Source organism: Stenotrophomonas sp. YJH_SMC_127, assembly GCF_059372445.1.
The window spans coordinates 171307-195603 of record NZ_JCAFVO010000005.1 but is presented as its reverse complement, the minus strand read 5'-3'; the positions used below and the strand labels follow the sequence as shown (position 1 = coordinate 195603).

At 66.6% G+C, this 24297-nt stretch carries 24 protein-coding genes and 1 other RNA gene; 13 read left to right on the top strand and 12 right to left on the bottom strand.

What is annotated here, in order from left to right; translation table 11 throughout:
- Positions 1–76: 76 nt before the first annotated feature.
- Complete coding sequence (locus tag AC5QAB_RS13700; RefSeq protein WP_478429575.1) at positions 77–796, bottom strand: RES family NAD+ phosphorylase; 720 nt, start codon at positions 794–796, stop codon at positions 77–79.
- Between the two features lie 874 nt (positions 797–1670).
- Here AC5QAB_RS13700 and AC5QAB_RS13695 point away from each other — a divergent pair.
- Complete coding sequence (locus tag AC5QAB_RS13695; protein WP_015994715.1) at positions 1671–2183, top strand: hypothetical protein; 513 nt, start codon at positions 1671–1673, stop codon at positions 2181–2183.
- A 3-nt stretch (positions 2184–2186) separates the two neighbouring features.
- Here the strand turns inward: AC5QAB_RS13695 and AC5QAB_RS13690 are convergent, their stop codons facing one another.
- Both AC5QAB_RS13690 and ssrA read right to left on the bottom strand, forming a co-directional pair.
- Positions 2187–3392: a tyrosine-type recombinase/integrase gene (locus AC5QAB_RS13690; protein WP_235646664.1), complete on the bottom strand. Its 1206-nt coding sequence runs from the start codon at positions 3390–3392 to the stop codon at positions 2187–2189.
- 165 nt (positions 3393–3557) lie between these two features.
- Positions 3558–3911: a transfer-messenger RNA gene (ssrA, locus tag AC5QAB_RS13685) on the bottom strand.
- Positions 3912–4131: 220 nt separating this feature from the next.
- Here ssrA and AC5QAB_RS13680 point away from each other — a divergent pair.
- Positions 4132–4704 carry a hypothetical protein gene (locus AC5QAB_RS13680; protein ID WP_014646803.1) on the top strand — a complete coding sequence of 191 codons (573 nt, stop codon included), beginning with the start codon at positions 4132–4134 and terminating at the stop codon, positions 4702–4704.
- Positions 4705–4730: 26 nt separating this feature from the next.
- Here the strand turns inward: AC5QAB_RS13680 and AC5QAB_RS13675 are convergent, their stop codons facing one another.
- Positions 4731–5162: a GNAT family N-acetyltransferase gene (locus AC5QAB_RS13675; protein WP_014646804.1), complete on the bottom strand. Its 432-nt coding sequence runs from the start codon at positions 5160–5162 to the stop codon at positions 4731–4733.
- Positions 5159–5662: an SsrA-binding protein SmpB gene (gene smpB / locus AC5QAB_RS13670; RefSeq protein ID WP_005409231.1), complete on the bottom strand. Its 504-nt coding sequence runs from the start codon at positions 5660–5662 to the stop codon at positions 5159–5161. The genes AC5QAB_RS13675 and smpB overlap by 4 nt, the downstream gene beginning before the upstream one ends.
- A 57-nt stretch (positions 5663–5719) precedes the next feature.
- On the opposite strand from smpB, the gene AC5QAB_RS13665 reads away from it, so the two are divergent.
- Together AC5QAB_RS13665 and AC5QAB_RS13660 are read left to right on the top strand one after the other, a co-directional pair.
- The gene (locus AC5QAB_RS13665) at positions 5720–6145 is read left to right on the top strand and encodes a type II toxin-antitoxin system RatA family toxin (protein ID WP_032959119.1); all 426 of its coding nucleotides are present in this window, start codon (positions 5720–5722) and stop codon (positions 6143–6145) included.
- A 3-nt stretch (positions 6146–6148) separates the two neighbouring features.
- Positions 6149–6406, top strand: a complete 258-nt coding sequence (locus AC5QAB_RS13660) for an RnfH family protein (protein ID WP_014646806.1) — start codon at positions 6149–6151, stop codon at positions 6404–6406.
- A 33-nt stretch (positions 6407–6439) separates the two neighbouring features.
- On the opposite strand, the gene AC5QAB_RS13655 is transcribed toward AC5QAB_RS13660, so the two are convergent.
- The gene (locus AC5QAB_RS13655; RefSeq protein WP_014036847.1) at positions 6440–6832 is read right to left on the bottom strand and encodes an outer membrane protein assembly factor BamE; all 393 of its coding nucleotides are present in this window, start codon (positions 6830–6832) and stop codon (positions 6440–6442) included.
- Positions 6833–6935: 103 nt separating this feature from the next.
- Here AC5QAB_RS13655 and fur point away from each other — a divergent pair, with 103 nt between their 5' ends.
- Positions 6936–7352 carry a ferric iron uptake transcriptional regulator gene (gene fur, locus AC5QAB_RS13650; RefSeq protein ID WP_014646807.1) on the top strand — a complete coding sequence of 139 codons (417 nt, stop codon included), beginning with the start codon at positions 6936–6938 and terminating at the stop codon, positions 7350–7352.
- Between the two features lie 63 nt (positions 7353–7415).
- On the opposite strand, the gene AC5QAB_RS13645 is transcribed toward fur, so the two are convergent.
- Complete coding sequence (locus AC5QAB_RS13645; RefSeq protein WP_197561306.1) at positions 7416–8723, bottom strand: SGNH/GDSL hydrolase family protein; 1308 nt, start codon at positions 8721–8723, stop codon at positions 7416–7418.
- A 97-nt stretch (positions 8724–8820) separates the two neighbouring features.
- Between AC5QAB_RS13645 and AC5QAB_RS13640 the strand changes: the two genes are divergently transcribed.
- A complete protein-coding gene (locus tag AC5QAB_RS13640) occupies positions 8821–9738 on the top strand; it encodes a LysR family transcriptional regulator (RefSeq protein WP_032959114.1) in 918 nt (305 codons plus the stop codon).
- Positions 9739–9848: 110 nt separating this feature from the next.
- Here the strand turns inward: AC5QAB_RS13640 and recN are convergent, their stop codons facing one another.
- Positions 9849–11510 carry a DNA repair protein RecN gene (recN, locus tag AC5QAB_RS13635; protein WP_069117167.1) on the bottom strand — a complete coding sequence of 554 codons (1662 nt, stop codon included), beginning with the start codon at positions 11508–11510 and terminating at the stop codon, positions 9849–9851.
- A 115-nt stretch (positions 11511–11625) separates the two neighbouring features.
- On the opposite strand from recN, the gene hrcA reads away from it, so the two are divergent.
- From hrcA to dnaJ, 4 genes are all read left to right on the top strand, one after another.
- Positions 11626–12690, top strand: a complete 1065-nt coding sequence (hrcA, locus tag AC5QAB_RS13630) for a heat-inducible transcriptional repressor HrcA (RefSeq protein WP_053495149.1) — start codon at positions 11626–11628, stop codon at positions 12688–12690.
- A gap of 63 nt (positions 12691–12753) precedes the next feature.
- Positions 12754–13269, top strand: coding sequence for a nucleotide exchange factor GrpE (gene grpE, locus AC5QAB_RS13625; RefSeq protein ID WP_014646812.1), 516 nt, complete (start codon positions 12754–12756; stop codon positions 13267–13269).
- A 182-nt stretch (positions 13270–13451) separates the two neighbouring features.
- Entirely contained in the window at positions 13452–15374 is a 1923-nt protein-coding gene (dnaK, locus tag AC5QAB_RS13620) for a molecular chaperone DnaK (RefSeq protein ID WP_032959111.1), read from the top strand.
- Between the two features lie 154 nt (positions 15375–15528).
- The gene (gene dnaJ, locus AC5QAB_RS13615) at positions 15529–16653 is read left to right on the top strand and encodes a molecular chaperone DnaJ (RefSeq protein WP_014036853.1); all 1125 of its coding nucleotides are present in this window, start codon (positions 15529–15531) and stop codon (positions 16651–16653) included.
- Between the two features lie 60 nt (positions 16654–16713).
- Here the strand turns inward: dnaJ and AC5QAB_RS13610 are convergent, their stop codons facing one another.
- Positions 16714–17511: an AraC family transcriptional regulator gene (locus tag AC5QAB_RS13610; RefSeq protein WP_495233450.1), complete on the bottom strand. Its 798-nt coding sequence runs from the start codon at positions 17509–17511 to the stop codon at positions 16714–16716.
- Positions 17512–17583: 72 nt separating this feature from the next.
- On the opposite strand from AC5QAB_RS13610, the gene AC5QAB_RS13605 reads away from it, so the two are divergent.
- From AC5QAB_RS13605 to AC5QAB_RS13595, 3 genes are all read left to right on the top strand, one after another.
- Positions 17584–18783, top strand: a complete 1200-nt coding sequence (locus AC5QAB_RS13605) for an MFS transporter (protein ID WP_041863321.1) — start codon at positions 17584–17586, stop codon at positions 18781–18783.
- 608 nt (positions 18784–19391) lie between these two features.
- Positions 19392–20300: a pyridoxal kinase gene (pdxY, locus tag AC5QAB_RS13600; RefSeq protein WP_197561271.1), complete on the top strand. Its 909-nt coding sequence runs from the start codon at positions 19392–19394 to the stop codon at positions 20298–20300.
- Positions 20297–21421 carry a prephenate dehydrogenase gene (locus AC5QAB_RS13595; RefSeq protein WP_014646817.1) on the top strand — a complete coding sequence of 375 codons (1125 nt, stop codon included), beginning with the start codon at positions 20297–20299 and terminating at the stop codon, positions 21419–21421. The genes pdxY and AC5QAB_RS13595 overlap by 4 nt, the downstream gene beginning before the upstream one ends.
- A 219-nt stretch (positions 21422–21640) precedes the next feature.
- Here the strand turns inward: AC5QAB_RS13595 and AC5QAB_RS13590 are convergent, their stop codons facing one another.
- The 3 genes from AC5QAB_RS13590 to AC5QAB_RS13580 form a co-directional block, all read right to left on the bottom strand.
- Positions 21641–21835: a hypothetical protein gene (locus tag AC5QAB_RS13590; RefSeq protein ID WP_014646818.1), complete on the bottom strand. Its 195-nt coding sequence runs from the start codon at positions 21833–21835 to the stop codon at positions 21641–21643.
- A gap of 70 nt (positions 21836–21905) precedes the next feature.
- Positions 21906–23678: an ABC transporter transmembrane domain-containing protein gene (locus AC5QAB_RS13585; protein WP_032960563.1), complete on the bottom strand. Its 1773-nt coding sequence runs from the start codon at positions 23676–23678 to the stop codon at positions 21906–21908.
- A complete protein-coding gene (locus AC5QAB_RS13580; protein WP_197561272.1) occupies positions 23671–24267 on the bottom strand; it encodes a YigZ family protein in 597 nt (198 codons plus the stop codon). The genes AC5QAB_RS13585 and AC5QAB_RS13580 overlap by 8 nt, the downstream gene beginning before the upstream one ends.
- Positions 24268–24297: the final 30 nt, after the last annotated feature.

Sequence of the window (24297 nt, the reverse complement as noted above, 5' to 3'; positions counted from 1 at the left end):
CCTGACCGTGCCGGATCCGGGGCCGCAGGCAGCTCAACCCGGGGGCGCGTGAGCAGCGCCGCGCCGGTACGGCGCGCTATGGAGCCCGATCAGCTTGACGGACGTGTTCCCACCCACAAAGGGAGTCCGCAGTGCTGAGGTCGAGCCTTGATTGAGTCACGTTCGGCGGATGGTCATCAGCGAGCTCAACATAAGTCCTGTCGCTGCACAGATTGCTGGGAAACACCGCGATACAGCTGGAACCAGGCTGCTTACTGGATCGGTACAACACACCCTCATATCCAGCCCACTTGAGGAGCAAGCCAAATCGCTGGCTTGGAGAGGGCAGGCCGAACTGTGCTGGCCAAGCCCGCCAGTTCACGTCCTGTAGGTTGGACTGAAGGCGTGATGGCGTACGAATCAGTAGCTCATCTGGCTTACCCAACTTGAGCGACCTTGCAAGAGTTGCCAGCTCGCGCGGGACTGTGAATTTTGCGAGGACTTTTGCAACCGGCTTTAGGTTGTCAAGACTTCTAACGTCGAACACCCGCTCAATGTGCCCGTTTATTCGCACCGAGGCATCGCTTCGTCGAAGGCTCATTTCTGCTGGGGTTAGGCCAGTGGCTTGCATTTTATCCGAGGCCATTTGATAGCATTCTCGGAAAGCAGTCTCGTGCGAATCCCCTATGTAGAGGGCAGGGAACACAGCTGCAGCGCCAGATTCGTCGCAGTCATTCCCGATGCTGAATCGTCCTCCCACCGAACGCACGCTGCCTGCAGCAGAGAGAGGGTCATGCGAATAGCGGTACTGCACCATTCGCACCCAGTTTGTGAAGTCAAAAGGAGGCGCCGGTCGCGAGTTCAGCGCTTCGATTAGCTGATCGCGTCTCCTGGTCCTCTCTGGCTCCAGCCCGTGATATAGCTCATCGTGAAGAGCGTCTAGTTCACGAGATCGCTTCTTCCACACCTCCAGATCAGATTCGGTGAATCTGTCGAGGACGTGAATATTCGCGGGGAAGTCGTTGGGAATGCCGTGTAGAGGAACGGGCTGCTGAGGCCTCCTTGGCATGCGCTACCTAACCTGATCCTCTTGGATGGCAGTAACGATAAATCGACGCAAACGGTCATGTCTACCTAGGCGGACCATATCCCTAGGCGCAATATCCCCTAGAAGAGGGTTCTTGGTTCGAAACCAGAGAGCAGTCTTGGCCGCATCTCCTTCGAAGATGTCCGCGACCATATTCGCGATTGCTCCGATTTCCTCCAGGCGCTCCCTCACAGCTTTGGGAGCGTTTTCATCCCACCGAACAGAAGCGGATGAAACCGAGGCAATTTTGGAGACCGCATTGCGGTCCAAGTGCATGAACTCGGCAACCTTCTTAGGTTCGAAATAGTCGCCTTTTCCGAACTGCAAAGAGTCCCTCTGGGGGACGCTAAGGAAGAGCGGGGCAGTTTGCATTGGGTAGCCGGACGGGCGGGGTGAAGGGGAGTATTGCACATCTCTTTTCTGGCTGCACCATTTGATGCCCAAATTTCAACCAACTTTTAGCCATCATAAAAAATATACAAAACAACGACATAGATGAAATCATGGTCGTCACCAGCCTTAACGTGGGTGCCCCAGCTCGTGCCATCCGGACGGCGGCGATCATGTCGCAGCCCTTGCGACGCCAGGGCGTATCCTTCCATCCATGCGTCCCTCGAACGGCTACCAAGGCTTCCGCACCGCCCCGATCCCCTCTGGCTGGGTCCAGACCGGCGAGCGCTGGGCGCTTTGGTACAACGGCCGCGAGACGGCCAGCGTTACACCCGACGGCGGTCCTGGGGTCCGGCTATGGATGGAAGGCCAGAAGATGTGGCAGGTGAAGGAAGTGCGCGCGGCCAACGTCCGGCAGGCGAAGCGGTACGCCGAGCGCTGGTGTGCGGCCAGGCTCTATCCCGATCTGCCACTGCGCCAGGCAGTCGCCCGGCTGACCGACAGCACCCCGATCCAGCCCGAGCCGCCGCTGCCCGGGCTGCCGCCGACCCGCGAGCAGCAGCAACAGGCCCGGCGTCTGACCGAGGCTGGGGCGAAGGAGGTCGAGCGGATCAAGGCGGCGCTTGAACCGCGCAAGCCGCCGGCAGAGACGAAACCCCGAGCGAGGGACGTCCGCACCAAGGCGTGGGTGAGGGCAGGGCTGCAGCAGATGCGGCGGGGCGTTTAGGCCTCATCCTGCCCGCAGCTTCACCACGTTGCCGTCACGCAGACCATCGAGGTAATCCGCCCAGACCTGCATCATCCGCACGCGCTCCTGCAGGTGCGATGTGCGGTTGTAGGCCCGGCCGTTGGGATCCTTCACCGCGTGAGCAAGCTGGTGCTCGATGATGTCCGGGCGGAAGTGCAGGACCTCGTCCAGAATGGTGCGAGCCGTCGCGCGGAAGCCGTGGCCGGTCATCATCGTGCGGTCGTAACCCATGTTGCGCAGCGCTGCGGTAACGGCGTTCTCTGACATCGGGCGTTTGGAATCGCGGGCGCCAGAGAACACCCACTTGTGCCGGCCGGTGATCGGCTTGATGTCCTCCAGGATCTGCAGCGCCTGCCTGGACAGCGGCACCAGGTGCGCAGCACGCATCTTCATCTTGCTGGCAGGGATGGTCCACACGGCCGCGTCGAGGTCGAACTCCTCCCATTCCGCATGCCGCAGTTCGCCAGGACGCAGGAACACCAGCGGCGCCAGCCGCAGCGCCGCGCGTGTGATGGCAGATCCGCTGTATGCCTCGATGGAGCGCAGCAGGCCACCCAGCTGCACGGGGTCAGTAATCGCCGCATGGTGGGCCTCCTTAGGCGGCGCGAGCGCTCCTTTCAGGTCGGCAACCGGGTTTCGCTCGGCGCGGCCAGTGGCCACGGCGTAGCGCATGATCTGGCCGCAGTTCTGCATGATCCGATGCGCGGATTCGATTGCGCCGCGTTCCTCGATGCGTCGGGCCACCCGGAGGAAGTCGGGCGCGGTGAGGTCCGCAACAGAGCGTGACCCGATCCAGGGGAATACGTCGTTCTTCATCCAGGCTTCGACCTTCTCCGCATAGCTGGGCACCCAGGGGCGCGCGGCCAGCCACTCATTGGCGATGGTCTCGAAGCTGTCCGAGCCCAGGGCGGATTGGGCGAGGGCAGCAGCCTTCTTCTGCGCGCCTGGGTCGACGCCTCGGGCCAGCAGCCGGCGGGCTTCGTCGCGGGCCTCGCGCGCGCGCGCCAAGGAGACATCCGGGTACAGGCCGATCGAAAGCAGCTTCTCCTTGCCGGCGATGCGGTACTTCCAGCGCCAGCTGCGCGCACCGGTCGGGGTGAGATAGAGGTACAGGCCGCCACCGTCGGTGATCTTCTGCGGTTTGTCGCTGGGCTTGGCGCGCCTGATGGCTGCGTCGGTCAGAGGCATTGGGGGTATCGCTTCAGTGGGTGCGGTCGGATACCCCTTGATATACCCCCACCGTCTCATGGATTGAAACGGATTGCCCCGGTCTGCTGCGGACAATAAAAAAGCCCGGAAACCCTTGTGATGCGGGGGTTTCCGGGCTTCTCCGGTCCTTGACGAACCGTTCGTTGGTGGAGGTGGGCGGAATTGAACCGCCGTCCGAAGGCACTCCATCCCCAGCACTACATGCTTAGCTCACCGTTGGATCTCGTCCCCGAACAGCACGGTGCGCAAAGCGCATCCGGGAACCAGCCTGTTGTGTTCTAGTGCCGGACTGACAGGCAGCCATCCAGCGCGATTCCATGATAGTGACTCTACACCGCGAGCATGGACACAAGCGGTTTCGAGGCTTAGGCCTTAAGCGGCCAGAGCGTAGTTGTCGTCGTTGGCAACTAGAGTTTTGCAGCTGGATTTACGAGGAAAGCTACCCCCTCGGCATGCGCCAGGCGACTTCACAACCCCCGTCGAAACCAATGCACCCCCGGTTTCTTCAAGTTCTGCAAGGTACGAGGCCTGTTTCGTGTCGCCACGGCCAGTGCCTGCCCAACGCTGCCAATGCTACGCCAAAACAGCTGAACAGTCACCGTGGCAATCCACAACATGTTGTAGAGCCAGCGGCATAGCGGATTGGTAACGTCACTGGCACGAATTTGCGACACACTGGCGGCGACCATCCGGGCCAGGACAGACACGGAGACTGTGGGTGACCGATGCAAGCCAACAACGCAGCCTGCGGCAGCTGATCGGGCCGGTCGGTGCCGACTACCAGCGGCGCGCCCTGCCGCCCGGCTGGGTCTGGGCGGTGCTGGCGGTGTTGCTTGCGGCCACCGCGCTGACCGAGCTGCCGGCGACTGCGGCCGCGGCATTGGTGGCCAGTGCGGTGGTTGTGCACTGGTCGCAGCGCGGTCGCATCCATTGGCTGGGCTGGCGCCTGCCGGGCCTGGCCGTGTTGGCGGCCCTGCTGTGGGGGCCGGAAGTGCTGTCGCAATGGTTCGAGCACGGGCTGGCCGTGGTCCTGATGTCGCTGGCCAGCCTCAGCATCGGCGTGCATGTATGGCAGGCGCGACAGATGGCGCGGCAGCTCCAGGGCGCGGCCGATTCGCTGGATGACGCCCAGCTGCTGGCCCTGCTGCCGGCCGACGCGGCCCAGCTGGCGCAGCGGTGGCGCGCCGGCGATGACCGGCATGCGCCGGAACTGGCAGTGGTGATGCACCTGGCCGTGATGCACGCAGCGCTGGCACCGCGCATGCGCGGGCAGGGCGTGCTGGCAGGGTGACCGGTCGGCGGTTTCCGCGGCCGCGGTCAGGAACCTGACAATGGCTTGCGCAGGTAGATCCGCTCGTGCCCGGGCGGGCAATCGGGCAGCCGCCCATAGACGGTGTAGCCCTGCCGCAGGTAGAAAGCTTCGGCCTGCCAGTCGAAGGTATCCAGCATCACGTTGCGGGCGCCAAGCTGGCGCGCGGCGGCTTCTGCTTCCGCCAGCAGGCGCTGGCCGATGCCTTGCCCGCGCAGTTCCGGATCCACCCACAGCACATGTACCTGCAGCCAGCCGGCACAGACGTCGGCCAGCACACCACCGCGCAGCGCGCCGTGCTCGTCATGCCAGGCCAGGCGGACTGGAGTCTCATCGAGTGAATCGCCGCCGTGGGCCTGGTTGAAGGCCAGCAGGCGCGCGCACAACGTGCGCGTTTCATCGGCGCTGGCAGTCACCATGGCGCCGATGGGGGCGGTCATGCGTCGCGGTTGCCGCGACGCATCACACGCTGCTTCTCGATCGCCCAGTCGCGGTCCTTGGCGGCATCGCGCTTGTCGTGGGTCTGCTTGCCCTTGGCCAGCGCGACTTCGAGCTTGATCTTGTTCTTGCTCCAGTACATCGCAGTGGGCACGATCGTGTAGCCATCGCGCTCGACCTTGCCGACCAGCTTGTCGATCTCGCTACGGTGCAGCAGCAGCTTGCGCTCGCGCCGGTCATTGGCCACCACGTGGGTGGAGGCCTGGATCAACGGGGTGATCTGCGCGCCGATCAGGAAGATCTCGCCGTGCTTCACATAGGCGTAGGCGTCGATGATGTTCCCGCGGCCAGCGCGGATCGACTTCACCTCCCAGCCCTGCAGGGCCAGGCCGGCCTCGAAGCGCTCTTCGATGTGGTACTCGTGGCGGGCACGCTTGTTCAACGCGATGGTTTTGTTGGCCGTCGCGCTCTTTGCTTTATCCTTGCCGCTGTTCTTGCTCATTTCCGTATTGTCTCCGATTCGGGCCCGCCCGGTCGATTGCCGAAACGTCCTGTATTCATGCCTACTATCCGCCGCAGCGCCCTGGTCGAACATTCGGCCGCGCGCATGTTCGACCTGGTCAACGACGTCCAGGCCTATCCGCGCCGTTTCCGCTGGTGCTCGGCTGCCCAGATCCTGGAGCAGGGCGAGGACCGCCTGGTGGCGCGCCTGGACCTGGGCCTGGGCTCGTTCAGTACCTGGTTCCAGACTGAAAACACCCTGCAGCGCCCGCACAGCATCGACATGCAGCTGCGCGATGGCCCGTTCAAACAGCTGCACGGCCGCTGGGAATTCCATGCGCTGGCCGAGGACGCGTGCAAGGTCACCCTGACCCTGGAGTTCGAACCCAGCTCGCGCCTGCTCGGTCCGGCCCTGGCGATCGGCTTCCAGGGACTGGCCGATCGCATGGTCAATGATTTCGTCCGCGTCGCCGACGAGGGCTGAGCGATGATCGAGGTCGAGGTGGTGCTGGCCTGGCCGGAGCGCGTGCTGTCGCGCCACCTGCAGCTGGAAGAGGGAGCGACCGTGGCCGACGCCATTGCCGCCGCTGCGCTGGAAGGTAGTGCCGACTGTCCGGCCGCCGCGGTGCATGGCGTGCTGGCCCGTCCACAGCAGGCGCTGCTGGACGGGGACCGCATCGAGCTGCTGCGCCCGCTGCTGGCCGACCCCAAGGACAACCGCCGGCGTCGCGCGCTCGGCGGTTGATCCCGGCAACCCGTCCCTGCGGACGGGCAGGCCTCAGCGGCCCTTCTTCTTCTTGTCCTTCGGCAGGTTGCGGCCGAACTGGCGCACCGTCTGCTGGGCCAGAGCCTTGTCGTTGCCCGGGAAGTAGTCGCCTTCCCAGCGGGTCACGGCGTCATTCTCGAAGAACACCACGAAGTTCTTCACTTCGGTGCGGCCGAGGCGGTTCACGCGCTGGCTGGAGGTGTAGTCCCAGCGCTGGGCGTGGAACGGGTCGGGGATGGACGGGGTGCCCAGCAGCGCGGTGACCTGCTGCTTGCTCTGCCCGACCTGCAGCTTGGCCACGGCATCTTCCCGGATCAGGTTGCCCTGATAGATGGGTTGCTTGTAGATGATGCCGCACCCGGTGGTGGACAGGGCGACGGCGGCGACCAACAGGAGATTGCGCATCGGGACTGGCGGTTGGGGAAATCAAACCGATGATACACTCCCGGCGTGCCACCGCGACCCAATCCGAGGCAGCTGGCGCTAAATCGCCAATGAACGGAGACCTATGGAAACCCACGACCTGCGTAAAGTCGGCCTGAAGGTGACCCATCCGCGGATGCGGATCCTGGCGCTGCTCGAACAGCGCAATGCCCAGCACCACCAGCACCACATGACCGCCGAGGACATCTACCGCCAGCTGCTCGAGCATGGCGACGAGATCGGGCTGGCGACGGTCTACCGGGTGCTGACCCAGTTCGAGGCCGCCGGCCTCGTGCTCAAGCACAATTTCGAGGGTGGCCAAGCCGTTTACGAGCTGGACCGTGGTGGCCACCACGACCATATGGTCGACGTGGACAGCGGCAAGATCATCGAATTCGAAAGCCATGAGATCGAGGAGCTGCAGCGCAAGATCGCGGCCGATCACGGCTATGAGCTGGAAGAACACTCGCTGGTGCTCTACGTGCGCAAGAAGCGCAAGTAGGCCGTTCCGGCCAGCCGCTAGCGACGAAACCCCGGGCTTGCCCGGGGTTTTTCGTTGCCGGGGTCAGGGCCCTTTCCCTCCAGGAAAGGGGGCCGGCCCCGGGCGCTCTGCGGGGTCGGATCCCTTTGCGCCAGCAAAGGGCTCTGACCCCTTGCAACCGAGCAGGATCTCCAGGTCCACCGCCTCGGCCATCGCCCGGTTGCCGGCATCCCCCGGGTGGAGGTGGTCGCCGGAGTCGTAGGCGGCGGCCATCCGTGACGGATCGGCCGGGTCGCGTAGCGCCGCGTCCAGGTCGATCACCGCGTCGAACGGGCTGTTGCTGCGCAGCCATGCATTGAGCTGTTGGCGCAGGACCTCCTTGTCCGGGTGGTAGTAGTCGTCCAGCGGCGTGCCGGGCAGGGCGCCCGCGAACGGCATCAGGGTGGCGCCGAATATGCGTAGACCCCGCCGGTGGGCCTGTTCGGCCAGGGCACGATAGCCGGCCTGCAGCTCGGGCAGGCTGGGCCGGGGCTGCGCGCGGGCGAAGGCAGTACCGGGCCAGCTGATGTCGTTGATGCCGATCAGCACGATGACGCTGGCGACGCCGGGCTGATCCAGTGCGTCACGCCGCAGGCGGGCCAGAACCGACTCGCCCATGCCGTCGCTCAGCAGCCGATTGCCGGAAATGCCCGCGTTGACCACCGCGACGCCGCGCGGTGCCAGACGCGCGGCCAGGTGGTCGGTCCAGCGCTGGTCCTGGTCGAGGCTGGCGGTGGCGCCGTCGGTGATCGAGTCGCCAATCACCACCACGCTACGCGCACTGGCGGCGGCCTCGACCTCGATCCCGGTGAGGAACAGGCGTGCGGTAGTGGAACTGGCACCCTGCAGGTCGCGCGCCCGGGCCTGATTGCCGCCGGCGATCCAGCTGGTCTGGCGGCCGTCCCAATGGAACGTCTGCACCGGCGTCGGCCCCGGCACGAAGACGCTGACCTGCAGCGCCTGGTGGTCTTCCGTGGCCACCGCCAGCGGATCGCTCAGCCGTTCCTGACCGGCACCGATCAACACCCCAGGCTGGCCGTCGAAGCTGAGCGGTTGCGGGGTGGCGCCCGCGCCCGCGGCCACGCTGGCCGCCCCGATCCGCAGCGGCTGGGTGCCGTAGGCATTGCTCAGCCGCACCCGCAGCCGGGACCCGCCCAGGCTGATGCGCGCGGTCTGGCGGAAGGTCTGGTCCTGCAGCGTGGCCGGAACCAGGGTCGGGAACAGGAAATCCGCGTCCCAGACCGGTTGCGGGCTGGCCTGCCAGCTGGCGACCCAGTGCGGGGCGGATGCGGCACTGGCGACGCCGGACAGGGCGAGCAGGGCGGTGGCGGTGAGCTGGCTCAAGCGGTTCATCGGGCAATCCAGGTGGGAGGGAACGCCATGGTGATTCCGGGGTCATCTGTGAACTAGACTGCGCATGGACAATCATCTGTGAACTGGATTCATCGCCATGGCGCGACCCGACATCAACCGATCCGGCGAACTGGAAGTGTTCGTGCGGGTGATCGAGACCGGTGGCTTCTCCGCCGCCGCACGCACCCTGGACATGACGCCGTCAGCAGTGAGCAAGCTGGTGGCCCGGCTGGAGCAGCGGCTGGGTACGCGCCTGCTGCAACGCTCCACCCGCCAGCTGCAGCTGACCCCGGAAGGCTGCGCGTTCTACGAGCGCGGCCTGCGCGTGCTGGCCGACCTGGAGGAGGCCGAGCGCTGTGCCAGTGCCCATGCCGAGCCGCGCGGACGGCTGCGGGTCAACTCCAACGTGCCGTTCGGCCAGCATTTCCTGCTGCCGCTGCTGCCGGCATTCCTCGAACGCAACCCGCAGGTAGGCGTGGACCTGACCCTCAATGACGAGGTGATCGACCTGCTTGAGCAGCGCACCGACGTGGCGGTGCGGGCCGGTCCACTGAAGAGCTCCAGCCTGGTGGCGCGGCGGCTGGGTGCGACGCGGATGATGATCGTGGCTGCACCGGCCTACGCGCAGCGACACGGGCTGCCACGCACTGCCGAGGAGCTGCAGTCGCACAACCGGCTGGATATCGGCCATGCGCGCGCGATGCAGGGCTGGCCGTTGCTGCAGGACGGGCGCGAACGCATGCTGCTACCCAGTGGCAACGCGCGCGCCAGCAACGGCGATGCGCTGCGCCAGCTGGTGCTGGGTGGGCTGGGCATGGCGCGGCTGGCAGCATTCCAGGTGCAGCAGGACATTGCCGCCGGGCGCTTGCTGCCGGTGCTGGAGGACGCCAATCCCGGTGACCTGGAAGAGGTGCACGCGGTGTTCCTGGGGCAGGGCGGCTACCTGCCGCTGCGGGTGCGCGCGTTTCTTGATTTCCTGGTGGAGAACGTCGATCTGACGCAGCCACAGGGGTAGTGCCGGCCGCTGGCCGGCAACCTCATGATCTTCATCCACCCGCATCGGGGTGCCGGCCAGCGGCCGGCACTACCTTGCGGAAGCCGAGCCAATGCTCGGCTCGGCCGGCGTTACACCTGCAGCAGCTTGCGTGCGGCGGCGCGCGCTTCCTTGCTCACTTCCACGCCGCCGAGCATGCGCGCCAGTTCTTCCTCGCGCGCCTTGCTGTCCAGCTTTTCCACTGCGCTCTGGGTCATGCCTTCCACCGGGGCCTTGCTGACCCGGTAATGGGCATGGCCCTTGGAGGCGACCTGCGGCAGGTGGGTCACGCACAGCACCTGGCGCTTCTCGCCAAGGGCGCGCAGCTTCTGGCCGACGATGTCCGCCACCGCGCCACCGATGCCGGAGTCGACTTCGTCGAACACCATGGTCGGCACTGCATCCAGGTCCAGCGCGGCCACTTCGATGGCCAGCGAGATGCGCGACAGTTCGCCACCCGAGGCCACCTTGCGCAGGGCACGCGGTGGCTGCCCGGCATTGGCCGCCACCAGGAATTCCACGCGCTCGGCACCCTGCGGGTCGGGCTTGCCGGCGTCCTGCGGTTCCAGCTCGATCAGGAACTGGCCGCCGCCCATGCCCAGCTCGGCGATGATGCCGGTGGTGGTGGCCGACAGCTCGGCAGCGGCGGCGCGGCGGCTGGCGGTCAGCAGCCCGGCCTGCACGCGCCAGGCCGCAGCGGCCTTGTCGATCTCGCCGGCGAGGCGCTGCAGGCGTTCGTCAGCCCCACGCAGCTGTTCCACTTCGGCGTGCATGCGCTCGCGCTGCGCGCCCAGCTCGTCCATTGGCACACGGTGCTTGCGGGCCAGGTCGTGCAGGCGGCCGAGGCGACGCTCGTTCTCCTCGAACTGTTCCGGGTCGGCGTCGAGGTCGTCATGCACGCGGTCCAGCAGCGACAGGGCTTCGTGCAGCTGGATCGAGGCATTCTCGATCAGGCCGTCGACCTCGCCCAGGCGCGGGTCGTGTTCGATCAGGCGCGACAGCTCGTGGCGCACCTGCTGCAGCAGGTCCAGCGCGGAACTGCCGTCGTCGCCATTGAGCTGGTTGCTGGCCGCCTGGCAGGCACTCAGCAGGGCACTGGCATGGGCCTGGCGGCGGTGGCTGGCGCCCAGCGCGGCAATCGACTCCGGTTCCAGGTCTTCGCGGTCCAGTTCGCGCAGCTGGTGCTCCAGGAAGCCGATCCGGTCACTGACGTCGCCCTGCTGCGACAGCGCCAGCGATTCATCGACCAGCGCCTGCCAGGCCGCAGCGGCGCGGCGCACCTGGCGGCGCTCGTCCTCGTTGCCGGCATAGGCGTCCAGCAGGGCCAGCTGTGATGGGCGTGCCAGCAGGGCCTGCTGCTCGTGCTGGCCGTGGATCTCCACCAGCAGCGAGGCCAGGTCGCCCAGCTGCGCCAGGGTCACCGGGCGGCCGTTGATCCAGGCCCGCGAGCCGCCATCGGCACGGATCACGCGGCGCAGCTGGCACTGCTCCTCGTCGTCCAGCTCGTTGTCGGCCAGCCACTGGCGCGCGGCCTGCAGCTGATCCAGCGCGAACTCGGCCGACAGCTCGGCGCGCGCGGCGCCGTGGCGGACCACGCCGCTGTCGGCGCGCAGGCCGGACAGGAAGCCCAGCGCGTCGACCATCAGTGACTTGCCGGCGCCGGTCTCGCCTGAAACCACGGTCATGCCTGGCCCGAACTCCAGTTCGGTGGCGCGGACGACGGCGAAATCCTTGATCGAAAGATGTCTGAGCATGGGTAAGGGGGTATCAGCAGCCGCGCAACGCTAGCACGCGGGCGCGGGAGGTCCAATGACTTGCCAAGGTGATCCGCCGCCATTATCTAGTGTCCGTGTCTCACAGGTTGATTCCATGCACGGTTCTCCCGACCAGCTTGCCCCGCGTGCGCGCCATCTGCTGCGCACGCTGATCGCGCGTTACATCCAGGACGGTGAGCCGGTCGGCTCGCAGACGCTGGCGCGCGTGGCCGGGCTGGAGGTCAGTCCGGCCACCATCCGCAACATCCTGGGTGACCTGGAAGACCTGGGGCTGCTGGCTTCGCCGCACACCTCGGCCGGGCGCGTCCCGACCGCACATGGCTACCGGGTGTTCGTCGACAGCCTGCTGCAGATGCAGCCGCCGGGCGAAGGCGAGCTGGCCCGGCTGCGGCAGGAACTGGCCAGCGGCGGCAGCACCCAGGCCCTGCTTGGCAGCGCCTCGGAGCTGCTGTCGGCGATGAGCCACTTCGTCGGCGTGGTCAGCGCCCCGCGGCGCGAGCAGTTCGCGTTCCGCCAGATCGATTTCGTGGCGCTGGACGGGCGCCGGGTGCTGGCGATCCTGGTGTTCGCCGACAACGAGGTGCAGAACCGGGTCATCGAGACCCGCCAGGAGTTCGCGCCGGGCCAGCTGGAACAGGTCGCCAACTACCTCAACGCGCATTTCGCCGGCCTGCCGATGGCCGAGATCCGCACCCGCCTGCTGCTGGAACTGCGTGATGCCCGTTCGGAGCTGGAGCAGCTGCTGGCGCACAGCATCGAGCTGGCCGAGCAGGCCCTGCAGCCGGCGGCCGATGACATGCTGGTGGCCGGGCAGACCCGTCTGATGGGGGTGCAGGACCTGTCCGACCTGGAGCGGCTGCGCGAGCTGTTCGAGCTGTTCTCCAGCAAGCGGGAGATCCTGCAGCTGCTGGAGCGGACCATCCAGGCGCCCGGCGTGCGCATCTTCATCGGCGAGGAGACCGGGATGATGCCGCTGCAGGGCGTCTCGCTGGTCACTGCCCCTTACACGGCCAATGGCCAGGTGCTGGGCGTGCTGGGCGTGATCGGCCCCAAGCGGATGGCCTACGACCGGATGATCCCGCTGGTCCAGGCCACTGCCGATGTACTCGGCGCGGCGTTTTCGCCAGCCGGGCGCACTCCTGGAACATCCGACGCTTGAAACGCAGCATCCCGCCCACACTAGGGTGGGTGGAGGCGGAGACTGACCGCCAGGGACCCAGACATGAACCACGAACATCCAGATATCGAATCCCAGCAGACTGCCGCCGATGCGGCCGCCGCCGCCGGCGTCAACGACGAAGTGGAGCGCCTGCGCGCCGAGGTCGAGCAGATCAAGGCCGATGCGCTGCGTGAGCGCGCCGACCTCGAGAACCAGCGCAAGCGCGTTGCCCGTGACATCGAGCAGGCCCGCAAGTTCGCCAACGAGAAGCTGCTGGGCGAGCTGCTGCCGGTGTTCGACAGCCTGGATGCCGGCTTGAAGGCGGCCGGCGATGACCCGCATCCGCTGCGCGAGGGCCTGGAGCTGACCTACAAGCAGCTGCTGAAGGTTGCCGCCGACAACGGGCTGGTCCTGCTGGACCCGATCGGCCAGCCGTTCAACCCGGAACACCACCAGGCCATCAGCCAGGTGCCGGCCCCAGACGCCGCCCCGGGCAGCGTGGTGACCGTGTTCCAGAAGGGTTACCTGCTCAACGAGCGCCTGCTGCGGCCGGCGCTGGTGGTGGTGGCCGCCGACTGACCCCTCCAGGGCCGGAAGGCGGGAATGTCCCGTCACCCGGCCCGACGCTGAACGCGCCGGGCGACCGGAAACACAGCGTTCGGGAGATGGCTTGAATGTTCCACGAGCCTCCCCCACATCGTATTCATCCACCGGCCGAACGGCCGGACTGACCCCAACAAGCATCCTCAGGAGTCTCCCCCATGGGCAAGATCATTGGTATCGACCTCGGCACCACCAACTCGTGCGTGGCGATCATGGACGGCGGCAAGGCCCGCGTCATCGAGAATTCGGAAGGCGATCGCACCACCCCGTCGATCGTCGCCTACACCAAGGACGGCGAAGTCCTGGTGGGCGCCTCGGCCAAGCGCCAGGCCGTCACTAACCCGAAGAACACCTTCTACGCGGTGAAGCGCCTGATCGGCCGCAAGTTCACCGACGCCGAAGTGCAGAAGGACATCGCCCACGTCCCGTACAGCATCCTGGCCCATGACAACGGCGATGCCTGGGTGGCCACCAGCGACGGCAAGAAGATGGCGCCGCAGGAAATCTCGGCCAAGGTGCTGGAAAAGATGAAGAAGACCGCCGAGGACTTCCTCGGTGAGAAGGTCACCGAAGCGGTCATCACCGTGCCGGCCTACTTCAACGACAGCCAGCGCCAGGCGACCAAGGACGCCGGCCGCATCGCCGGCCTGGACGTCAAGCGCATCATCAACGAGCCGACCGCGGCCGCGCTGGCCTATGGCCTGGACAAGGGCGACAACAAGGATCGCAAGATCGTGGTGTACGACCTGGGCGGCGGCACCTTCGACGTCTCGGTGATCGAGATCGCCAACGTTGACGGCGAGAAGCAGTTCGAAGTGCTGGCCACCAACGGCGATACCTTCCTGGGCGGCGAAGACTTCGACAACCGCGTCATCGAGTACCTGGTTGAAGAATTCAACAAGGACCAGGGCATCGACCTGCGCAAGGATCCGCTGGCCCTGCAGCGCCTGAAGGACGCTGCCGAGCGCGCCAAGATCGAGCTGTCCAGCGCCCAGCAGACCGAAGTGAACCTGCCGTACGTCACCGCTGACGCCTCGGGTCCGAAGCACCTGAACATCAAGCTGACCCGCGCCAAGCTGGAAGCGCTGGTGGAAGACCTGATCAAGAAGTCGATCGAGCCGTGCCGCGTCGCCCTGAACGATGCCGGCCTGCGTTCGAGCGACATCAGCGAAGTGATCCTGGTCGGTGGCCAGACCCGCATGCCGAAGGTGCAGCAGGCGGTGACCGAGTTCTTCGGCAAGGAACCGCGCAAGGACGTCAACCCGGACGAAGCCGTGGCACTGGGCGCTGCGATCCAGGGCGGCGTGCTGGGCGGCGACGTCAAGGACGTGCTGCTGCTGGACGTGACCCCGCTGTCGCTGGGCATCGAGACCATGGGCGGCGTGTTCACCAAGATCATCGAGAAGAACACCACCATCCCGACCAAGGCCTCGCAGGTGTTCTCCACCGCCGAGGACAACCAGTCGGCCGTGACCGTGCACGTGCTGCAGGGTGAGCGCGAGCAGGCCCGCTTCAACAAGTCGCTGGCCAAGTTCGACCTGTCCGGCATCGAGCCGGCCCCGCGTGGCCTGCCGCAGGTGGAAGTGTCCTTCGACATCGACGCCAACGGCATCCTGCACGTGTCGGCCAAGGACAAGAAGACCAACAAGGAACAGAAGGTCGAGATCAAGGCCGGTTCGGGCCTGTCCGAGGAAGAGATCGCACGCATGGTCGCCGACGCGGAAGCCAACCGCGAAGAAGACAAGAAGTTCCAGGAGCTGGTGCAGGCCCGCAACCAGGCCGATGCCCTGATCCACGGCACCCGCAGTGCCATCACCGAGCACGGCAGCAAGGTCGGCGGCGATGTCATCGGCAAGGTCGAGGCGGCCCTGGCCGACCTGGAAACCGCGATGAAGGGTGACGACAAGGCACAGATCGAAGCCAAGTCGAAGGTGCTGGAGGAAGCCGGCCAGTCGCTGTTCGCCGCTGCTTCGGCCGACCAGGGCGGTGCCCCGGGTGCCGACGCCGGCAACGCCGGCAAGGCGCAGGACGACGTGGTCGACGCCGAGTTCACCGAAGTCAAGGACGACAAGAAGTCCTGATCCGGACCGACACGGGACGCTGGCCATCAGCGTCCCGTTGTCGCATCAGGGTCCTGACCGCCCACCGGCGTGTCGGGGCGCCCGACGCAAGAGCGGACCTGGTTCCGCTCTTCCGCTTTGACGAATCCCGACTTTCCGGAACCAGATTCACCATATGAGCAAGCGCGATTATTACGAAGTGCTGGGCGTTGCCCGCACCGCCACCGACGACGAGCTGAAGAAGGCCTACCGTCGCTGTGCGATGAAGTTCCACCCGGACCGCAACCCGGGTGATGCGGCGGCCGAAGCCTCCTTCAAGGAGTGCAAGGAAGCCTACGAAGTGCTGTCCGATGGCAACAAGCGCCGCATGTACGACAGCCACGGCCACGCCGCGTTCGAGCACGGCATGGGCGGTGGTGGTCCGGGCGGCCCGGACATGAACGATATCTTCGGCGATATCTTCGGCAACATTTTTGGCGGGGGCGGCGGTGGGCCGCGCCAGGCCCGTCGCGGCGCCGACATCGGCTACGTGATGGAGCTGGACCTGGAAGAAGCGGTACGCGGCGTCGAGCGCCGCATCGAGATCCCGACCCTGGCCGAGTGCGGCGACTGCGATGGCAGTGGCTCCGAAGACGGCAAGGTCGAAACCTGCAATGTGTGCCATGGCCGCGGCCAGGTGCGCATCCAGCGCGGCATCTTCGCCATGCAGCAGGCCTGCCACAACTGCGGCGGCCGTGGCCAGATCATCGCCAAGCCCTGCAAGACCTGCCACGGCAACGGCCGTGTCGAGGAAGACAAGGTGCTGTCGGTGAAGGTGCCGGCGGGCGTCGATACCGGCGACCGCATCCGCCTGCAGGGTGAAGGTGAGGCCGGTCCGGCCGGTACGCCGCCGGGTGACCTGTACGTGGAAGTGCGCGTGCGCGAGCATGCGATCTTCCAGCGCGATGGCGACGACCTGCACTGCGAAGTGCCGATCCGCATCTCGCAGGCAGCGCTGGGCGACACCGTACGCGTGGCGACCCTCGGCGGCGAAGCGGAAATCCGCATCCCGGCCGAGACCCAGACCGGCAAGCTGTTCCGCCTGCGCGGCAAGGGCGTGCGTTCGGTGCGCAGCCGCAGCGAGGGCGACCTGTACTGCCGCGTGGTGGTGGAGACCCCGGTCAACCTCACCAACGAACAGCGCAAGCTGCTGGAGCAGTTCGAAGCCACCTTTGTCGGCGAGGAAGCACGCAAGCATTCGCCGAAGTCGGCGACGTTCATGGATGGCGTGAAGGGCTTCTGGGACCGGATGACGTCCTGAGTTTTTCAACCGAAGCGTTGAGCGGTAGCGCCGGGCCATGCCCGGCGTTTTCGTTTGCGATCAGCGGAAAAACGCCGCGGGCGTCTGCCCCAGTTGGCGCTTGAACATGCTGGTGAACGCGCTGGGGCTGTCGTAGCCCATCGCCAGCGCCACATCGATGACCTTGTCGCCGACTGCCAGCCGCTCCAGGGCGGCCAGCAGGCGCGCCTGCTGCCGCCACTGCCCGAAGGTCATGCCCAGTTCGCCGGCGAAATGGCGCTGGATGGTCTTCACGTCCACCTGCAGGGCCTGGGCCCAGTCCTGCAGCGTGGCGTCGTCGGCGGGATGCTTCTGGATGTGCTGGCAGATCCTCTGCAGGCGCGGGTCGGTGGGCGAGGGCAGGTGCAGCGGCAGCACGTCCATGCGGTGCAGCTCGTCCAGCAGCAGGCGCACCACGCGACCGTCGCGGCTGTCGTCCACGTGCGCGGACTCGATCAGGCTGGCCGCCAGCAGTAGTTCGCGCAGCAGCGGCGCCACCTGTACTGCGAACGCCCCATCCGGCAGTTGCGGCGCGAAGTCCGGTTCCACGTACAGGCTGCGCATGTGCACCTCGGCGATGCAGTCCACCGCATACACCATGCCGGCCGGAACCCAGATCGCGCGGGTGGAGGGCACGACCCAGCGGCCACCGTCCGCGCGCACCACCATCAGGCCGGACATGGCGAAGACCAGTTGGTGACGGCGATGCCGGTGTGGCGCGATGTGGGTACCGGGCGGGTAGTGCCGGGCGCGGCTGGTCACCGGGCGGTGTACCGGCACTTCGTTCCACGGCGCGGTCTCGCGGATCGGGCAGGGAGTGTCCTTTTTGCGATATGCCATGACCCGAACGCGGCAGAAGGGAGTGGGGGTCCACCGTAGCATGCGTGGCTCGCCCCCAACCTGACTGTGTCCATGTCGACCCTGGCTTCTCCCGCAACGACCTCACGCCCGGTGGCTCCCGGCGTGCTGGCCGCCATCTCCACCTCGCATGTCGTCAACGACATGATGCAGTCCCTGATCCTGGCCATCTATCCGGTGATCAAGGGCGGCTTCAACCTCAGCTTCACCCAGATCGGCCTGATCACGCTGACCTACCAGCTCACCGCGTCGATCTTCCAGCCGTTGATCGGCATGGCCACCGACCGCCGCCCGGCACCGTACTCGCTGCCGATCGGCATGGCCTCGACCCTGTGCGGCATGCTGCTGCTCGGCTTTGCGCCGAACTACGCGGTGGTGCTGATGGCTGCGGCGATGGTCGGCATTGGTTCGGCCATCTTCCACCCGGAGGCCTCGCGCATCGCCCGGCTGGCCTCGGGCGGTCGCCATGGCTTCGCGCAGTCGGTGTTCCAGGTGGGTGGCAACTTCGGTACCGCGCTGGGGCCGTTGATCGCTGCGGCCGTGATCGTGCCGTATGGCCAGCGTGCCGCATCATGGTTTGCCGGCGCCGCGCTGATCGGCATCGCGCTGCTGACCTATGTTGGCCGCTGGTATGCACTGCACCTGGGCACACCGCGTCCGGCCAGCACCGCGTCTATGGCCCCGCGGCATTCGTCGCGCACCGTGGCCAAGGTGCTGGCGATCCTGCTGGTGCTGATCTTCAGCAAGTACTTCTACATGGCCAGCATCGGCAGCTACTTCACCTTCTACCTGATCCACCACTTCGGCATTCCGGTGGCACAGGCGCAACTGCATCTGTTCGCGTTCCTGGTGGCGTCTGCCGCCGGTGGTTTCCTCGGCGGCCCGCTGGGTGACCGCATCGGCCGCAAGCCGATCATCTGGACCTCGATCCTCGGCGTGGCCCCGTTCGCGCTGATGCTGCCGCACGCCGATCTGCTATGGACCACAGTGCTGGCAGTGCTGATCGGTTTCGTGCTTTCTTCGGCGTTCTCGGCCATCGTGGTGTACGCGCAGGAGATGATGCCGCACCGCATCGGCATGGTGTCCGGCCTGTTCTTCGGCTTTGCCTTCGGCATGGGCGGGCTTGGCGCGGCCGTGCTGGGCATGCTGGCAGACAGGACCAGCATTGAATTCGTCTATCAGCTGACCGCGTTCCTGCCGCTGCTCGGTATCGTCGCAGCGTGGCTGCCACCGTCGCGGCCTGCTGCTCACTGAGGGGCTTGGGTTTGCAGGGCTTGCAGCCCTGCACCTGCAGAGGCAACAGCCGAAGCGCGCTATCCCTGGTGTGGCGGGGTGGGTCCGGTTGAGGGGGACGCTGCAAGTACGTCCATGTAAGCTCGGTCGCCGCATCCATGCGGCTCACGCCCCCTCAACCGGACCCACCCCGCCTTCGACAGTTTCCTGCGATCCGTCGGAACGGCTCTTGGGGTCAGATCCGTTTTCCGAAGGAAAACGGATCTGACCCCGATTTATTTCGGTATCCCACAGATGTGCCGACCAACGGTCGGCACCCACCAACAGTCGCGGGAATCTGTCAGAGGCGGGGCGGTGTGGGTGGGCAGGACCGTTGGCGCCATGGATGGCGCCATCGAGCCCCCATGGGTGAGGGCGCTTCGCCTGCGAAGCACTGCTTCGCAAGCGCCCGAACGCACAGCCGCCAGCGGCTGGGCCGGACCCCGGAGGGGGGGTTACGGCGTGTCCTGACCACCCACACCGCCCCGCCATCCCACGGAATGCGGCTCTTGATATTGCTTCGGCTTCGCCTTCGGCAGGTGCAGGGCTGCAAGCCCTGCCGAAAACTCCCTTGGGCGTAGAATGCGGCCATGAGCGAATCCCTTGATAACCACCTGGTCCACGGCCGCCGCCAGCGGCCGGATGGGCCGTCGCCGATCGATGTCATCTCGGTCCAGTCGCAACTTGTGTACGGCCACGCCGGCAACAGTGCCGCCGTCCCGCCGATGCGCGCACTGGGCGTGCGCGTCGCCGAAATCCCGACCGTGCTGCTGAGCAATGCGCCGTTCTACGACACTACGCGGGGCCGCGTGCTGCCCGCCGACTGGTTTGCCGACCTGCTGCTGGGTACCCACGAGCGTGGCCTGCCGCAGCGGGCGAAGATGCTGGTGTCCGGTTACTTCGGCACCACCGCCAACGGTGCGGCCTTCGCCGACTGGCTGGACAACATCCTGCCGGCCTGCCCACAGCTGCGTTACTGCCTGGACCCGGTGATCGGTGATACCCATACCGGACCCTACGTGGAACCGGGCCTGGAAGCGATCTTCGCCGAGCGCCTGCTGCCGCACGCCTGGCTGGTGACGCCCAATGCCTTCGAACTGAATCGCCTGACCGGCATGCCGGCACTGGCCGAGGCCGATGCCATCGCCGCCGCGCGCACGCTGCTGGATCGTGGCCCGCACTGGGTGATCGCGCACAGCGTAGGCGGCAACCCGGGTGAGCTGGTCACCCTGGCGGTCGGGCACGAGGAAACCTGGCGCTGGACCTCACCGCTGCTGCCGGTGGACGTGGCCGGTACCGGTGACGTGCTGATGTCGCTGGTGGTGTCGTTCCTGCTGCGCGGTGAGTCGATGCAGCAGGCGATTTCGCGCGCGATTGCCGGCACCCATGCGGCGCTGGAGGCGACCCTGGACAACGGCTTCGAGGAGTTTGACGTGATCGCTGCCGCGCCGGCGGCGCTGGCCGAAGGAACGCGCTTCCGCGCTGAACGCGTGGCATGAGCGGCCTGGATCCACGCACGCCGCGCACGGTCGGCATCGTCGGCAGTGCTGGTGCCTATGGGCGCTGGCTGTGCCGCTTCTTCCAGCAGCACCTGCAGCTGCAGGTGATCGGCCATGACCCGGCCGACCCGGACTCGCACACGCCGGAACACCTGCTGGCGCAGGCCGATGTACTGGTGTTCTCGGCACCGATCCGGCACACGCCGGCGTTGATCGCCGAGTACGTGCGGCAATCGGCGGGCCGCGAGCAGGGCAGGCTGTGGCTGGATGTGACCTCGGTAAAGGAGGCACCGGTGCAGGCGATGCTGGCCTCGCAGGCCGAAGTGGTCGGACTGCACCCGATGACCGCGCCACCCAAGGCGCCGACCCTGAAGGGGCGGGTGATGGTGGTCTGCGAAGCGCGGCTGCAGCACTGGCGGGCATGGGTCGATATGCTGTGCACCGCGCTGCAGGCCGAGTGCGTGCGCGCGACGCCGCAGCACCACGACCAGATGATGGCGCTGGTGCAGGCGATGGTGCATGCCACCCACCTGGCGCAGGCAGGCGTGCTGCGCCAGTACCAGCCGCAGCTGGGCGATCTGGCCGCGATGATGCCGTACCGTTCGGCGTCGTTCGAGCTGGACACGGCGATCATCTCGCGCATCCTGTCGCTGAATCCGGCGATCTACGAAGACATCCAGTTCGGCAACCCGTACGTGGCGCCGATGCTGGAGCGGCTGGTGGGGCAGCTGCAGGCCCTTCAGGTGCAGGTCGGACAGGGCGACGACGGCGCACGGGCTGCATTCCGTGAGCAGCTGCTGTCAGCCAATCGCAGTGCCTTCGGCGAGCAGGCCCTGGCGGATGGCAACTACACGTTCGAACGCGTGGGGTATCTGCTGGCCGATCTGACCGAGCGCAACGCGCTGTCGGTGCACCTGCCGGAGGACCGGCCTGGCTCGCTGCGCGAGCTGTTGAACGTGTTCGAGCAGCATGGCATCAGCCTGGCTTCGATCCATTCCTCGCGCACGCCCGGCGGTGAAGTGCACTTCCGCATCGGATTCGTGGCCGGCAGCGATCCGGCGGCGATCACCCGGGCCGCGGCCGACGTGGACGCCAGCGGCATCGGACGGGTGCTGGGCTGAATTCATCCACAGGCGGTGTGGATGGTTTCTGAGCAAACGTGTGGATAACCCTGCGCAGCCCTTGTCAGGCAAGGCTGTCAAGATGCTTGGTGAAAAATTGATCACGCCTTCTTGTGGAGTCGAGCCGTGCTCGACTGCCCTTGGCAAAGCGCGTGTCGACCGAGGTCGACACCTACCAGATCAGGGCGACACGGCCAGTGCCCACCAAGGTGGGCAGCGCTAGATCATCAACCGCAGTTCGCCGCCGCTGGTGGTGAATTCGCGGCCATTGCGAACCAGATGACGCCCGTCATCCAGCTCGTAACGCGGCGTGGATTCAGAGTGATGCCCGCTGCCATTCGCCTCGGGCTTGAACTCGATGATGATGTGGCTTTCGCCATTGCTGTCGACTGCAGGGAACTGACGGAACGACATCGCGTACCTCCTTCAGCGGATGCTGCTGATGCGAGGCCAGCTTGGTCCGGCCGATGTTAGCCGGCCGTCATCAATCGATGAACTGCAGTCGTGCCAGTTCAGCGTACAGTCCGCCTTCGGCCAGAAGCTGGGCATGGGTACCTTCGGCGACGATGCGGCCCTGGTCCATCACCACGATGCGGTCGGCCTTGAGCACGGTGGCCAGGCGGTGGGCGATGACCAGCGTGGTGCGACCGGCCATCAGCCGCTCCAGCGCCTGCTGCACGCTGTGCTCGCTCTGTGCGTCCAGCGCGCTGGTGGCTTCATCGAGCAGCAGGATCGGCGCGTCCTTCAGCAGTGCGCGGGCAATCGCCACGCGCTGCTGCTGGCCACCGGACAGGCGCGCACCGCGTTCGCCCAGCTCACTGTCGTAGCCCTGCGGCAACGCGCGCAGGAAGCCATCGGCCTCGGCCGCACGCGCGGCAGCTTCGACCTCGGCGTCACTGGCCTGCAGGCGGCCATAGCGGATGTTGTCGCGCGCACTGGCCGCGAACAGCGTCGGCTGCTGCGGCACCAGCGCCAGCTGCGCGCGCAGCTCGGCCGGATCGACCTGGCGTACGTCGATGCCATCCACGCAGATGCGGCCGCTGGCCGGATCGTGGAAGCGCAGCAGCATCGACAGCACCGTGCTCTTGCCCGCGCCCGACGGGCCGACCAGGGCCACCGTCTCGCCCGGGCGGACATGCAGGTTGAAGTGGTCCAGCGCGGCCTGGTCCGGACGTTGCGGATAGTGGAACACCACGTCGTCGAACTGGATTTCGCCGCGCAATGGTTGCGGCAGAACGTGCGGCTGCGCCGGCGCACGGATCTCGATGTCTTCCTGCAGCAGTTCGCCAATGCGGCCCATGCCACCGGCTGCACGCTGCAGTTCGTTCCACACTTCGGCCAGCGCGCCCACCGAGCCGCCGCCGATCAGCGCGTACAGCACGAACTGCCCCAGCGTGCCGGCACTGAGGCGCCCGTCGATGACATCGTGCGCGCCCAGCCACAGCACGCCAACGATGGCGCCGAACACCAGCAGGATGGCGCTGGCGGTGACCAGCGACTGCGCACCGATGCGTCGGCGCGCGGCGCCGATGGCATCGCCCAGTGCCTTGTCGAAGCGTCCGCGCTCGTAAGGCTCACGTGCATGTGCCTGCACCGTGCGCACGGCGCCCAGCGTCTCGCTGGCCAGGCTGTTGGCATCGGCGATGCGGTCCTGGCTGCTGCGTGCAACCGTGCGCAGCTTGCGCGCGCCGATGATGATCGGCAGTACCGCCAGTGGGATGCCGAGCAGCGACCATGCCGCCAGCCTGGGGCTGGTGACGAACAGCATGGCCAGGCTGCCGACCACGGTGACGCTGCTGCGCAGGGCGACCGACATGGTCGAGCCGACCACGCTGCGCAGCAGTTCGCTGTCAGCGGTCAGGCGCGAGACCAGTTCGCCGCTGCGGCTGCGGTCATGGAAACCGGCACCGAGCTGGATCAGGTGTGCGTACAGGCGGCTGCGCAGGTCGGCCACGACTTTTTCGCCAAGCAGCGACACGAAGAAGAACCGTGCGGCCGTTGCCAGTGCCAGCACCACCGCCACCAGCATCAGCAGGGCGAAGGCACGGTTGATCTGGCCACCGCTGGTGAAGCCGTGGTCGATCATCTGCTTCACGGCGGGGGGCAGGCTCAGCGTGGCGGCCGAAGAGACCGCCAGCGCCAGCAGCCAGGCGGTGAACAGCCCGCTGTGGCGGCGCACGAACGGCCACAGCGTCCTCAGGCTGCCGAGGCGGCGCAGCGGTGGGGCCGAGGCGGGGGCGTCGTCCTTGTCAGTCATCCTGGTCGTCGTCTTGTATGCGGATACGGTCACGGGTGGCGTCGCGCAGGCGGATTTTCAATGCATCGACCTGATCGGCCGGCAATTCGACCCGCAGGCACACGCCGTTGGCATCGAACTGTTCATCGCGCTTCACGGCGCCGAAGCTGGGAAGGGTGGCATGCAGGGTGCCCAGATCCTCGAAGCCGGCCAACAGCTGCAGCCGGGCCATCGCCACCAGCGGCAAGCGCGGGGCGGTACGCAGGCATTCGGCGGCGGCGGCGCCGTAGGCGCGCACCAGTCCACCGGCGCCCAGCTTGATACCGCCGAACCAGCGCGTCACGACCACCATCACCCGGTCGAAGCCCTGGCCGTCGATCGCAGCCAGGATCGGCCGCCCAGCGGTGCCGGCGGGCTCGCCATCGTCACTGGAGCGGTAGTCCTGGCCGTGCCGGTAGGCCCAGCAGTTGTGGGTTGCGTCGGCTACGGCCACCTGTTGCAGGAACGCCAATGCTGCCGCAGCGCCATCGATCGGCGCGGCATGGGCAATGAAGCGGCTGTGTTTGACTTCCAGCGTGTGGCTTACCGGCTGGGCGAGGGTATCGGGCATTCCCGCCATTCTACGGGGTCGCCGGAGGTC